10 protein-coding genes are annotated in these 13350 nt (G+C 72.1%); 4 read left to right on the plus strand and 6 right to left on the minus strand.

Annotated elements, in window-relative coordinates; translation table 11 throughout:
• Positions 1–8: 8 nt before the first annotated feature.
• Positions 9–833: an HAD family hydrolase gene (locus tag ACFPIH_RS30135; protein WP_381178983.1), complete on the minus strand. Its 825-nt coding sequence runs from the start codon at positions 831–833 to the stop codon at positions 9–11.
• 268 nt (positions 834–1101) lie between these two features.
• On the opposite strand from ACFPIH_RS30135, the gene ACFPIH_RS30140 reads away from it, so the two are divergent.
• The 3 genes from ACFPIH_RS30140 to ACFPIH_RS30150 are packed head-to-tail and all read left to right on the plus strand — an operon-like array spanning position 1102 to position 4339.
• Entirely contained in the window at positions 1102–2187 is a 1086-nt protein-coding gene (locus ACFPIH_RS30140; RefSeq protein ID WP_381178986.1) for a GNAT family N-acetyltransferase, read from the plus strand.
• Between the two features lie 26 nt (positions 2188–2213).
• On the plus strand, positions 2214–3503 hold the full coding sequence (locus tag ACFPIH_RS30145; RefSeq protein ID WP_381178989.1) for a glycosyltransferase family 2 protein: 1290 nt from the start codon (positions 2214–2216) through the stop codon (positions 3501–3503).
• The gene (locus ACFPIH_RS30150; RefSeq protein ID WP_381178992.1) at positions 3500–4339 is read left to right on the plus strand and encodes a polysaccharide deacetylase family protein; all 840 of its coding nucleotides are present in this window, start codon (positions 3500–3502) and stop codon (positions 4337–4339) included. Before ACFPIH_RS30145 ends, ACFPIH_RS30150 begins: the two co-directional genes overlap by 4 nt.
• Before the next feature lie 104 nt (positions 4340–4443).
• On the opposite strand, the gene ACFPIH_RS30155 is transcribed toward ACFPIH_RS30150, so the two are convergent.
• The 5 genes from ACFPIH_RS30155 to ACFPIH_RS30175 all read right to left on the minus strand — a co-directional run bounded on the left by ACFPIH_RS30155 (position 4444) and on the right by ACFPIH_RS30175 (position 11817).
• Positions 4444–5496, minus strand: a complete 1053-nt coding sequence (locus ACFPIH_RS30155; RefSeq protein WP_381178995.1) for a glycosyl hydrolase — start codon at positions 5494–5496, stop codon at positions 4444–4446.
• A gap of 89 nt (positions 5497–5585) precedes the next feature.
• Positions 5586–6011 carry a hypothetical protein gene (locus tag ACFPIH_RS30160; protein ID WP_381178998.1) on the minus strand — a complete coding sequence of 142 codons (426 nt, stop codon included), beginning with the start codon at positions 6009–6011 and terminating at the stop codon, positions 5586–5588.
• Positions 6008–7789, minus strand: coding sequence for a glycosyltransferase (locus ACFPIH_RS30165; protein ID WP_381179427.1), 1782 nt, complete (start codon positions 7787–7789; stop codon positions 6008–6010). The genes ACFPIH_RS30160 and ACFPIH_RS30165 overlap by 4 nt, the downstream gene beginning before the upstream one ends.
• Positions 7790–8039: 250 nt before the next feature.
• Positions 8040–10586 (minus strand): oligosaccharide flippase family protein, encoded by a 2547-nt coding sequence (locus tag ACFPIH_RS30170; RefSeq protein ID WP_381179001.1) that lies wholly within the window; start codon positions 10584–10586, stop codon positions 8040–8042.
• Positions 10579–11817 (minus strand): DegT/DnrJ/EryC1/StrS family aminotransferase, encoded by a 1239-nt coding sequence (locus ACFPIH_RS30175; RefSeq protein ID WP_381179004.1) that lies wholly within the window; start codon positions 11815–11817, stop codon positions 10579–10581. The genes ACFPIH_RS30170 and ACFPIH_RS30175 overlap by 8 nt, the downstream gene beginning before the upstream one ends.
• A 229-nt stretch (positions 11818–12046) precedes the next feature.
• On the opposite strand from ACFPIH_RS30175, the gene fahA reads away from it, so the two are divergent.
• Positions 12047–13258: a fumarylacetoacetase gene (fahA, locus tag ACFPIH_RS30180; RefSeq protein ID WP_381179007.1), complete on the plus strand. Its 1212-nt coding sequence runs from the start codon at positions 12047–12049 to the stop codon at positions 13256–13258.
• The last annotated feature ends 92 nt before the right edge of the window (positions 13259–13350 follow it).

A 13350-nucleotide genomic window follows, 5' to 3' on the forward strand; every position in this document is an offset into this window, starting at 1 on the left:
CAGGCGCCTCACGGCCAGAGACGTTCGAGGACGACGGCCACGCCGTCGTCCTCGTTCGACGTCGTCACCTCGTCGGCCACCGCCTTGAGTTCGGGATGCGCGTTGGCCATCGCCACCCCGCGGGCGGCCCAGTCGAACATCGGGATGTCGTTGGGCATGTCACCGAAGGCGATGGTGTCCTCGGGCCGCAGCCCCAGGTGTTCGGCGGCCAGGGCGAGGCCCGTCGCCTTCGTGATCCCGCACGGCTGGAGCTCCACCGTGCCGGGACCCGACATGGTGACGGTGGCGAGCGAACCGACCACCGCGCGGGCCGTGGCCGCCAACTCGTCGTCGGACAGGGCGGGATGGCGCAGCAGCACCTTGCTGATCGGCGCGCACCACAGGTCGTCGCGGTCGCCGACGCGCAGGGCGGGCAGGGTCGGGTGCGGCATCGTGTAGCCGGGCTCGATGAGCGTCAGCCCGTCGACACCGTCCTGGTCCACGGCCGCGTACACCTCCCCGATCTCGGCCTCGATCTTGCCGATCGCGGTCTCCGCCAGCTCCCGGTCCAGGGTGACCGACCACAGCAGACGGTCGGCACCGACGTCGTACAGCTGCGCGCCCTGGCCGCACACCGCGAGCCCTCTGCTGTGCAGCCGGTCGAGCAGCGGCCGTACCCGGGGCGCGGGCCGGCCGGTCACCACCAGGTGGCGCGCCCCGGCGGCCGACACCCGCGCGAGCGCGGCGAGCGACCGGTCGGAGAAGGTGTCGTCGCCGCGCAGCAGCGTTCCGTCCAGGTCGGTGGCGATGAGGGAGTACGCGGTGCGCGAGGCATTAGCGGTGGGTGCGGCCATGATCAGAGAATACGGATCCCGCACCCTGCGGACTCGACGCGAATCGAACGAGGCCGAAGTCCGGCACGCTTGTGCCAACTCCCCTTTGATTGTTGACCGGAGACGCCCACGACGATCCGGTGCTCTCACCGTTCGCCCGCATCGCCGGGTACAGACCGGTTAAAGACCTCTGCACCGATTGGCAACAACTTGCTCCACTACCTACCGTGCGCCCGGTTGGTAGCGGTACCTTCCCTGTGTCCAGGGGGGACTTGATCGGGGGGTCAGGTTGAGCAGTGGGCGCATTCGTGTGCTGAGTCCTGAGGATCTCGGCGAGGGGGAACGGAGTCGGTGGCGCGCGCTGCGCGCAGTGTCGACCGCACCGCGCAACCCGTTCATGGAACCGGAGTTCACCGAAGCAATGGGCCGCGTACGGCCGCGTACGCGGGTGGCAGTGGTGTACGAGGGGCGCGAGCCGGTCGGCTTCCTGCCCCACGAGCGCGGCCCGTTGGGCCGGGGCCAGGCACTCGCGTACGGCGTGTCCGACGCGCAGGGGGCCGTACTCGCCCCCGGGCTGAGCATCGACACCGACGAACTGATGCGGGAGTGCTCCCTGTCCACCTTCGCCTTCGACAACCTGGAGGCGGAACAGGGCCTGTTCGTGCCGCACGCCGCCGCCGAGTACAGCGCCTATGTCATCGACGTCGAGAAGGGCTACGAGACGTACGAGTCCGTCCTGCGGGCCCAGTCGCCGAAGTTCCTGAAGACCACACTCGCCAAGGAGCGCAGGCTCGGCCGCCAGGTCGGGGAGGTGCGGTTCGTGTTCGACGAACGCGACCCCGCCGCGCTGCGCACGCTCATGGCGTGGAAGTCGGCCCAGTACCGCAGGACCGGCCGCCGGGACCGGTTCTCGCAGGAGTGGATCACCCGGCTCGTGCACACGCTGCACACGACGCGCGCGCCGGAGTGCGCCGGCACGCTGTCCGTCCTGTACGCCGGTGACGAACCGGTCGCCGCGCACTTCGGGTTACGTTCAGCCACCGTCCTGGCCTGCTGGTTTCCGTCGTACGACACGGAGTTGTCGAAGTACTCACCGGGCCTGGTGCTGCATCTGCGGATGGCCGAGGCCGCCGCCGCCGAGGGGATAGGCCTGCTCGACCTGGGGCGGGGCGCGGCCGAGTACAAGGAGTCGCTGAAAACCGGGGAGACCCCCGTGTACGAGGGAGCGTGGACGCGCCCGGGGGCGGGCGCCGCGCTCCACTGGCTCAGCCGTGAGCCGGCGCGCCGCGCGCACCACTTCGTGCGCGGCCGGCCGAGGCTCGCCGCGCTCGCCGCACGGTCCTTGAAGGGGGCGGGCCGGCTGCGCCGGTCATGACGATCGTCCTGGCCCAGGGGGGGTTCATGTCACACGCGACACGCGTACAGCAGGAGACAGAGACGTTTCTCGGCATCGGACCAGTGCAGGTCGCCGAGCTGGAGCTGGACGGAGGAGGGGTCCTCAAACCCGGCCCGGGCAGCCCGCCCGTCACGCACGGCGACGTGTTCCTGCTCGTGAGGCGGGGCGGGCGCCCGGTCGGGACACTGCTCGGGTCGGTACCGGAGGGAGCCGATCCGAGGACGGTGCTCCTCACGTCGGCGGCCCGTGAGCACGCTCCCGAGACGTCGCCGCCCGTACCGGCGCCCTCCGCCGCGCCACTGTCGGTGTCCGTCGTCATCGCCACCCGCGAGCGCGCCGACCGGCTCGCCCACGCCCTCGACTCGATGCTCGCCCAGGACCACCCCGACTTCGAGATCGTCGTCGTCGACAACGCGCCCGTCACGGACGCGACCCGGGAACTGGTCGAACGCAAGTACGCCGAGCGCGTGCGGTACGTGACCGAGCCGGTGCCCGGGCTGGCCGTCGCGCACAACACGGGCGTCGCGGCGGCGCACGGCGAGGTGATCGCCTTCACCGACGACGACGTCGTGGCCGATCCGCGCTGGCTCACCGAACTCACCGCGTCCTTCGGCTCCGATCCCGGCCTCGGCTGCGCCACCGGGCTGATCCTGCCGGCCCGGCTGCGCACGCCCGCCCAGGTCCTCCTGGAGAGCCACGGCGGCTTCGCGAAGGGCTTCGCGCCGCGCACCTACGACCCCGCCGACCCGCCCGCCGGCGAGCCGCTGTTCCCGTTCACCGCGGGCCGGTTCGGCTCCGGCGCCAACATGGCCTTCCGTACACAGGTGCTGCGCGCGGTCGGCGGCTTCGACCCGGCGACCGGCGCGGGCACCCTCGCGCGCGGCGGCGACGACCTCTACGGGTTCGTCCGCGTCCTCGCCGAGGGGCACCGGCTGCACTACACGCCGTACGCCCTGGTCTGGCACCACCATCGGGAGACCTGGCGGGACCTGGAGACCCAGGCGTACGGCTACGGCGCCGGCCTCACCGCCTACCTCACCGCCGTCCTCGTCAACCGGCCCGGGCTGCTGCCCGCGTTCCTCGCCCGACTGCCCAGGGGGCTGGCCTACGCGCGGACGCTGACCGCGAGCCGGGCGGCGGAGAGCGGTCAGGACACGGGTCCCGGCGGGCACGATCACCGCACGCACGCGTGGCCAGGGCGACTGTCCCGGCTCCAGCGGCGCGGCATGCTGTACGGGCCGCTCGGCTATCTGCGGGCCCGGCGCGCACTGCGGGTGCGGGGTGCGGCGCGATGACGGCGGGCGCGCACAGAGGCGACGGCGGTTCCGCCAGAGCGGGTGTCGCCGGCATCCCGGTGTTCCTGTACCACGCCGTGATGGAGGACCCGCCGGACTGGATCGCCGAGTTCACCGTCAGCCCCAAGCAGTTCGGCGAGCATCTGGACGCCGTCGTCGGCAGCGGGCGTACTCCGATCACCATCAGCGCGCTCGCCGAGCATCTCGCGGGGCGGGCGCCGCTGCCGCCCCGCCCTGTGCTGCTCACCTTCGACGACGGGTTCGCCGACCTGCCCGGTCCGACCGCCGAGGCGCTGGCGGTGCGCGGGCTGTCGGCCACCGCCTACCTCACCACCGGCGCGATCACTCCGGGCGGGCGCAGTCTGCTGCCGCCCGCGCCGATGATGACGCTGACGCAGGCGGCACGCCTGGAGCAGTACGGCATGGAGGTCGGCAGCCACACCGTCACGCACGCCCAGCTGGACACCCTCGCGCCCCGGGCGCTGGCGCACGAACTGCGCGCCTCCCGCTCGGCGCTGGAGGAGGCCCTCGGCCACCCGGTCCGCCATCTCGCCTATCCGCACGGCTACAACAGCGGGCGGGTGCGGCGGATGGCGGTCGCCGCCGGCTACGAGACCGCCACCGCCGTGCGCCACGCGCTCAGTTCGGACCGCGACGAGCTCCACCGCATCGCCCGGCTCATCGTGCGCCGCGGTCACACCGTCGGTGACGTCGAGGACTGGCTGGCCGGTCGGGGGGCGCGGATCGCGCCGTACCGCGACAGTGCGAAGACGGTCGCCTGGCGGTGGTACCGGCGGGCCCGCGCGGCGGCACGCGGGTCCGTGTTCGCGGGGTGACCCCCCTCCATCCGGTCACCCCGGCTCGGGTCACCCCGGCTCGGGCCCTCTCGGCTCGGGTCACCCCGGCTCGGGCCCTCTCGGCTCGGGTCACCCCGGCTCGGTTATCTCAGCGGCTGGTTGAGGTAGGGGTCGGAGACCGCCTTGCGCAGGCTGTCCCAGGACTCGTCGCCCGCCACCGCCAGGTCGCAGTGCGGTCCGGGGTCGCGGTAGTTCCACTGGAGGGCGGCCTTGACCCCGGTCAGGCTCTTCAGCACGCCCGGCACCTGCGCATACCACTCGGCCTGCCGGTCCGGCCGCGACGGGTCGTTCGCCGTGCCGAACTCGGACAGCATCAGCGGCTTGTCGGCGGAGATGTTCCTGCGTATCCAGTCGTGGGTGGCCCGCTGGGTCTGGGCGAAGGACATCCAGTCCGCCCGGTGGCACTTGTAGTAGTTGTACTGGTTGTAGGCGACCCAGTCGGCGTAGTCGTCGCCGGGGTACATCCGCTTGATCAGGTCGGCGTGCCCCAGGTAGCCGGTGGTGATCCAGGTCCACACCACGTTGGTGACGCCCAGTTCCCGGAACCGGTCGTGGATGTGCCGGTAGGCCCTGACGTAGTCCTCCGGGGTGCCGCTGGCCGGCGTGCGGGTGTCCATCTCCAGGTCGAAGGAGAGGAAGATCTTCTTCCCGTACGCCTTCACACGCCGGGCCTGCACGTCGATGACCGACGCGTCCAGGTCGCCGTCGGCTATCTGCTTCCAGGTGGGTTGCTGCGCCTTGGTGCCGCCCCACCACTTGCTCTCCCAGGACAGCAGCAGGAGGTGATCGTCGGCGGCGACGCGTTTCTCCTCGTCGGTGAGCAACTGCCCTTCCAGTCGCCCTCCTTGGACCAGGGACATGTCGTGGTACGTGTACACGATGTCGAGCTTGCGGCCCACCTTCTGCTCGTAGGCGCTGACCTTCTGGGCAAGGTTCCCCTTGCTGTGCGGCACGAACGCGCCGAACCAGGCCCCGCAGGGCGGTTCGAGCAGCACCGTCGGGGCGCACCGCCCGCCGAGCGCCGAGGGCCGCGACGCGACGGTCTGCCCCGGCCCCGAGTCGTCGGCGGACTCGTGACGGATGATCAGTACGGCGGCCAGGACCGCGGTCAGGACGGTGCAGAGGCCGGCGACCACCGCGAGATTCAGTGGGTGCCTTGCTTGACGAAAGGGGAGTTTTCCGTTGCGAAGTGCGTGTTTCCCATGGCGAAAGGGGTGGAGCAACCTCACGTGGCCATACCCTTCCCAGTCCTTTGCGGGGAGGCGCGCAGCCGCGGGCAGAACGCGGCGACCGTGGTCAGCAGCGTCAGTGTCAGCAGAACGCGCTGCGCGCTGAAGGCGTGCGTGGCGATGAACACCGTCGCGACGAGCAGGATGATCGCCACGCTCAGGAAGACGATCAGCATCAGCCGCTCCAGCAGGTCGGAGTGGCGTTCGAAGGCCGGGTCCCGGCGCTCGACGGGCCCCTCGGCGGGGCGCGCGCCGAGCGCGGGCCCGCAGATTCTGACCAGGGCCGCGCCCGGCCCGGCCGCGACGAAGACGGTCATCGCCGCGATCCGCAGCGCGGAGCCCTCGGGCAGCGCGAGCGCGGTCAGGGCCAGCCAGCCGCCGAACGGCGGCAGCATCCGCACCATGAGTTCCTGCGGGGTCATCGGCCTGCCTCCTTCGGTTCCTTGAGCACGTAGGCGGACCCCGCGCTGTTCTCCGCGACCCGCTCGAACAGCGGGGACGCCGCGACCGATCCCTCTATGCGGTCCAACTGGGCTTTGGTGAGCAGCCCGTTCATCTCGGAGTCGGCGAACTGGCCCCGGGTGAACAGCACATAGGCCCGGCCGGGCGACTCCACGGACGACATGTCGCTCGCCAGGGTGGCCGCCGGGCTCTTCACGATGAGGTCGACGTGTGTCTTGCCGTCGTCGAGGAACCAGTAGTGGTCCACCCGCCAGTAGTCGTCGTACGCGAGCGGGTAGTTGCGGTCGGCGGCGACGACCAGGGAGTCGTCCGGCGCCTTGTCGAAGACCTGCTGGACGAGGGCGACCTCGGCTGGTGGGAAGTAGCTGAGGCGGTCCTTGCCGGAGTAGCTCGGCACGAACGCGAGTGTCCCGGCGAGCAGGGCGAGCAACGGCAGCCACACGAACCGGCGGGGCTCCGGCCGGACGCCCTGTGTCTCGACGGCCGTCAGGGTGCGCACCTGGGGCAGCAGGGCCGCCGCGGCGAAGAAGGCGGCGCCGGGCAGCATGAACATCAGTACCCGGAAGATCATCTCGCTGCCGTAGCTGCTCGCCACGAACATCGGTAGCGGGGCCAGGGCGAGTAGCAGCAGAGGCTGGGCGCGGTGGCGCAGCACGGGCCGGCGCAGCACGCCGACGGCGGCGAGCAGCAGCACCGAGCCGGACAGCAGCCGGGCCGCCCAGGACGCCGTCACCGCTCCGGCACCGGTGGGGGTGGCGCCGTAACCGGTCTCTACGTTGGCCCCGACGTCGCCGATGGAGCGGAGCATGTCGGGCATGGTGGCGGACAGGAAGGGCAGCGCGGCCGTGAGGCACCAGGCCAGGAAGACCACCAGGGTGGTGAACAGCGGGACCTTGTCGCGGTAGCGGCGGACGAAGAACAGGACGGCCAGGGACACCACGAGCATGCCGGGGGTGAGCTGGTGGGTGATGACGATGGCCACCACCAGCAGGGTGAGCAGGACCGTCCACACCGCCTGCCGCTGGGTGCCGGCCGGTCCGCGGCCCGCGTACCGGCGCAGCACGACGGCGAGCACGCCGAGGTGCAGGGCGAAGGCGACCGACTGGGGCGAGAAGTAGTCCTGGCCGACCCAGTTGGCGATGCAGAAGAGCCAGACCGAGAGCCAGATCAGCCGCCGGTCCTCGGTGAAGGTGCGGTAGATCAGCAGCAGCGGGAGCAGCAGCATCAGGCTGGAGACCAGCGGCCACCAGGCCATGAACTGCGCGGCCGAGTCCACCCCGAACAGCCGTACCAGCGTGGCCTGCGCGGCGAAGAAGCCCGGCCACTGGTCGTAGACGGCCATGTCGCCGAGGACGTCCGCGTTCTGCAGGTGCCCCGCGGTCAGCAGGTGGTCGATGACCGCGTCGTGCTTCCACGCCCACGCGTACAGCGGCGTCGGGTACACCACGGCCTGGGTGGCCCGCTCCATCACCAGCAGCCCGAGCACATACGCGGGCGCCCAGCCGGGGTGGCGGTGCGGGCCGCGCAGCGTGATCCAGAAGCCGCAGGTGAGCAGCGCGAGCCCGGCCCAGAACGTCGGGTGCACCGCGCTGACCAAGCCGAAGTCGTCCAGGTGGGAGACGTCGGTGTGGGTCACGGCGTAGCCCCACAGGGCGAGCGCGCCGAGCAGCGCGACGGCCGGCCACAGCCCGGACTCGCGCCAGGGGCGCGCGGGCGGCAGGTCGGAGAGGTCGGTCACGGACTCGGCCCCCACCGAGCCGTGCGACTCCTGGGTGACCGTGGTGGCCCGGCCCGGCCCGGGCGCGGACGCGGCTGCCTCACCGGAGGCGCGCGCCGTGCCGAGCGCGAGGGTCGTGTCGGTCCCCGGGCTCGGACCCGGCACGGGATCCGGTTCGGATCTCCTTCGTGGAGTGGTTGGCGGACGCACGACAGGTTCCCCCCTGCGGTTCGGCTCCGAGGCTTGGTCGGTCCCTTGGTCAATCGCTTGGTCAGTCGCTGGGTGGGGCGCCGGATCCGGCGGTCACGCGTGTCACGGACGGTTCGGAAGACTCTGCAGACACGGGTGACCGGAGCGGATCGCGGCCGGGCTCCGCCGGTGGCTCTTCGCGGTGGAGCGACAGAAGCAGGACGAGCAGGAACAGCAGCAACATCAGAGGCAGCGCGACCGGAGCGAGCGTCTCGCGCCCCGCCCAGCCCCCCATGGCGACGAGGAAGACGACCCCCCAGCGCGCCTCCCACGGCAGCCGGCCGCCCATCCGGGCGAGCAGCCGCCACAGCGCCACGAGACACAGCACCTGACAGACGGGCGGTACCCAGCGCAGCAACGGCTCGGGCCCGGGCAGCCCCAGCGTTTCCGCGAAGAAATCGGCCGTATGCGCATAGAACGTCCCGCCGAGCGGGGTTGGTTCCCGTCCGAACGCGACCGGCACGGAATACATCGAAAGGGTGATGAGTCCGAGCGCGGTCCCTGGCAGCCACACGTCGTGCCGTATGCCCAGCGTCACCGTGGCGACGAACAGCACCAGCAGTGCGGCCCCGGCTGCGACCGCGGGTCCGGGCAGTTGGGCGAGCATCTCCTGCCCGCTGAGCGGCCCGGCGAGCGAGCCGGGAAGCCGGCCGCCCGGCCACGGCAGGTCGCGCAGCCCCCACCCGAGGACCATCGCGGCCACGCCGACCAGGCCCCACAGCCCGCCCCGCAACCACCGCTGCCACCGCTCGGACCAGATCCCGGTCTCCTCGTACGCCGGGACGGATTCGGCCGGCGGCCCGGTCGTCCGCGCAGCCGGCCCTACGGGCCCGGTCGGCAACGTCGGTTCAGCCGTCAACGCCTGCCTGGTCAGCCCCACCGGGCCGGTCGGCAGCGCGGGCCCGATCAGCCCCAGGGGCCCGGTCGGCCGGGTGGGCTCCGCGGCCGTTCGTGTGGCCTCCGGGGCCGGGGTCCCTTGCCCGTGCTGTCGGTGGGGCCGCACGATCACGGCCAGGGTGTCCGCCTCCAGTGCCTCGCGCTCGTAGCCGGGACGCCCTATGAACAGCGCGACGGTGTCCTCGTCGGACGCCGGGTGCTCGTGCTCCGCGCGGCGCGCCGCCCAGCTCGTGCCGTAGTAGCCGGCGGTGGCGTTGAGCCGGGCCCGGCGGGTGTCGAGAGCGGGAGTCGCCGCGTGGGCCTCGGCCGCGTCCGGGACTCGGTCGACGGGCAGCACCCGGTCCTTTCCGCGCAGCGCGGCCCGCAGCCCCACCACGGAGACGACGGCGATCAGCGTCATGCTCAGCAGCACCGCCCAGCCCGCGCCCGCGATGCCGGTCGACCCGAAGAGCAGGGCCGCGCTGCCCAGCACCAACGTGCACATGGCACCCTGCAGCGCGGCGAGCACCCCGGTACGGCCCTGCACCCGCAGCACCCCGATGTACATCTCGACCACGACCCGGGGCAGCGCCCCAGCGGCCAGCAGCCGCAGCACGGTGGTGCCGTGCTCGGCGTAGTCCGGGCTGAACGGCAGCAGGATCTGCGGGGCGAACAGCACCAGCACCAGCACCACCGGCACCAGGAGCACCGTCATCCGGCGCAGCGCCCCGCGCACCCCGTCGGCGAGGTGCCGCGGGTCGTGCGAGGCGTGGGCGGTGAGGGAGGAGGCCATGTTGATGGCCATGAACTCCATCGTGCCGCCCACGGTGTAGGCCACATAGAAGTAGCCGTTCTCCGCCGCGCTGAAGCGCACCGCGACCATCACCGGCAGCAGGTTGATCATGGCCAGGCTGAACAGCGCGCCCAGCGAGTCCCCGGCGAGGAAGCGGCCCATCTCCCGCAGCCGGGGCGGCTCCAGGTCCCGGTCGGCGGCGGCCTGGCGCGGGATCAACCTGCGGAAGATGAGCCAGCCGAGCGGCAGTGTCGAGAAGGCGATCGCCACGGCCCAGGACACGAAGATGCCCAGCACCGGCAGCGTGGTCGCGAAGAGCGCCAGCAGGATGAGCTTGCCTACGGAGAACACCGCGTTGCCGACCGGCACCCAGCCTGACCTGCGCAGCCCGGTCAGCACGCCGTCCTGCAGGGTGAGCAGCGCCCACGCCACACACGCCACGACGAACGCCGCCCCCGCGGCGGGCGTCCCCAGTGGCGCGTACGACGCCCCCCACAGGTCCAGCGACAGCAGGAAGACGGCGGAGGCGATCAGGACGACCACCGAACTCGCCGCGTACGCCCGCCGCACCAGCGACCCGGTCGCCCGTCCCGCGCGGGGCACGAACCGGACCACCGCGCCGATCATCGTCGTCGCCGTGATGCTGGCGAGCAGCCGCATCGCGGCGATCGCGGCCGACCCCTGGCCGACGGCCTCCTCCGAGTAGTAGCGGGCCGCCACCAGCCAGAAGCCCAGGCCCAGCACGGCGGAGACGCCGGTGCTGAGCATCAGGAAGTAGGCGTTCCTGAACAGGGAGTCGGAACCTCGGTCGGTGCCCGCCGGCTCCGGCTCGTCCGTGTCCTTCCCGGCGGGCGGCGCCGGCCGCTCGGGCGGGTGGATCTCGGCCTGCGTCTCAGCCACGGTTCGTTACCGGCCCTCCCGGTATCTCGGCCGGCCGCGCCTTGGACTCGTCCAGCGCCTCCACCACCTGCCTGGCACGCAGCGGATCCACCGGCAGGGCATGCCGTGCGAACCAGCGGGCCCCCGCCGGATCGGGCGAGGGGTCGGTGAACCCGGCCCCCGCGTAGTCGTCCAGCGGCGGGTCGTACAGGTACCCCACGACGATCCCCCGCCGTGCGAGCGCCGCCCGCGCTGCGTCCCGGTCTGCGACGAACAGCGGGACCCGGAAGAGGGGTTGGGCCCGGACCGGACCCATGGCGCTGTGCGGCCTCGCCCACGGTGTCGACAGCAGCAGTTCCGTGCCCGCCCGGCAGGCGGCCAGCACCCCGTCCAGCCGGTCCAGCTTGCGCCCGATGCGCGCGAGGCGCAGCGGACCGGACCGCAGCCGGTAGTCGTGCATGTCGACCCGCACCCACGAGTCGTACGCGGTGAGGTCCGGCGCCGCCCCCGCCGCCCGACCCAGCTCGTCCGGCCGCAACGGCATCCGGATGTCCTCGCGCTCCATCAGCCCGAGCAGCCGCATCGTCGCCCAGGCGGCCCGCCGCAACCCCAGTCCCCGCACGATCGCCTCCGCGTACGGCCGGACCGCATAGGCGAGTTCCGCCTTACGCCGGCCGGGCAGCAGCAGATCCTCGCAGGTCTTCTCCAGTGCCTCGCGCAGCCCCGGGTCGGCGAAGGACAGGAATCCCCCGGCCTTGGCACCGACGTGCTTGGACAGGCTGAAGACGGAGGCGTCCCCCCAGCCGCCGACCGGCCGGCCACCCACCTCGCTGCCGATCGCATGGGCCCCGTCCTCGAACAAGGGGATGCCCAGCGCGTCGCACTTCTGCCGCAGTCTCGGCGCGTCGTCCGGGTTGCCGTACAGATTCGTCGTGAGCACCGCGGACAGCGAGCCCCACACCTCGTCGGGCACGGCGTCCACGTCGATCGACGCGTCGAACGGGTTCAACGGCGCCTGCACCGGACGCAGTCCGGCCGCCAGCACCACGAAGAAGATCACGTCGTCGTTGACCGGCGACATCAGCACCCGGCCGCCGGGCGGGCACCAGTGGCGCAACGCCACATACAGCCCGATTCTGCACGACGGCACGTACAAGCATTCCCGGCCGAGCCTGCCGCGCATGGTCGCTTCCAGCCGTTTCGGCCGTGCTCCACGCCGCGCCGACCCGAGGCCGGCCTCCCCTATGGCCATGAGCCCCCCAGATGTGCCGCGGGACCGCCCCCTCCCCGAGGCGCTCCAGGACCCGCCAAGAGTGTCCCCTTTCGCACCGCTCCGTCAAGATTGCACGCCTTCTTGTGGACAACTTCCAGTAGGCGAACGGATGCGGAGAGCGGTGGCCCGGCCACCGTGCGCTTACGCCTGCCGCGTGATCGGCCGTAACGTGTGCGGCGGTTCCCGAACGAAAGCGAGGCACTACCCAATGCCCCCCTTCGACCTCCCCGAGGGCGACCCCTTCGGACCGCACAACCTTCCGTACGGCGTCTACTCCCGCACCGGGTCCGGGGAGCGGACCGTGGGCGTCCGGCTCGGCGACCACGTCCTGGACGCGAGTGCGGCGGCCCGCGCGATCGGCTCGCCGCACGCCCCTCTGCTCTCGCGGCCGACCCTCAATCCGCTGCTGGCGGCGGGCCGCACGACCTGGTCCGAGGTGCGGCGCACCCTGATGGAGGCGGTGACCGACCCCGCCCACCGAGCCGCCCTCGAACCGCTCCTGCACCCGCTCGCCGAGGTGACCCTGCACCTCCCCTTCGAGGTCGCCGACTACGTCGACTTCTACTCCTCCGAGCACCACGCCCGGAACGCGGGCGCGATCTTCCGCCCCGGCGGCGGGGATGCTCTGCTGCCGAACTGGAAGCACCTGCCGATCGGCTACCACGGCCGCGCCGGCACGGTCGTCGTATCCGGCACGGACGTCGTCCGCCCCTCGGGCCAGCGCAAGGCACCCGCCGACCCGGTGCCCGTCTTCGGCCCGTCCGTGCGGCTGGACATCGAGGCCGAGGTCGGCTTCGTGGTGGGCGTGCCCTCCCGGCAGGGCAGTCCCGTCGCACTGGCCGACTTCCGTGAACACGTATTCGGACTGTGCCTGCTCAACGACTGGTCGGCCCGTGACATCCAGTCCTGGGAGTACGTCCCCCTCGGTCCGTTCCTCGCCAAGTCCTTCGCCACGTCGGTGTCGGCCTGGATCACCCCGCTGGAGGCACTGGAGGAGGCCCGGGTGGCGCCGCCGGAGCGCACCGACCCGTTGCTGCCCTACCTGGACGACACCGCCTCCGAGCCCGCCGGCTACGACCTGCGGATCTCCGTCGCCCTCAACGGCCACGTCGTCTCCGAGCCACCCTTCTCCACCATGTACTGGACCGCGGCCCAGCAGCTCGCCCACCTCACGGTCAACGGCGCCTCCCTGCGCACAGGCGACCTGTACGGCTCCGGCACGGTGAGCGGCCCGGCCGACCACCAGCGCGGCTCCCTCCTGGAACTGACCTGGAACGGCCGCGACCCCCTCGAACTCCCCGACGGCAAACGCACGTTCCTGGAGGACGGCGACATCGTGACCCTCTCGGCCTGGGCCCCGGGCCCCGACGGCCTGCGCGTGGGCCTCGGCGAGGTGAGCGGCCGGATCGTGACGGGGTGAGACTAGGTGCGCGGGTGGATCATGACCGGCGACAAGGGGCGCGGACGGACCATGACCGGGTGAGACTAGGTGCACGGACGGATCATGACCGC

Source organism: Streptomyces vulcanius (assembly GCF_042653945.1).
In the GTDB taxonomy this organism is placed as follows: domain Bacteria; phylum Actinomycetota; class Actinomycetes; order Streptomycetales; family Streptomycetaceae; genus Streptomyces; species Streptomyces mangrovi.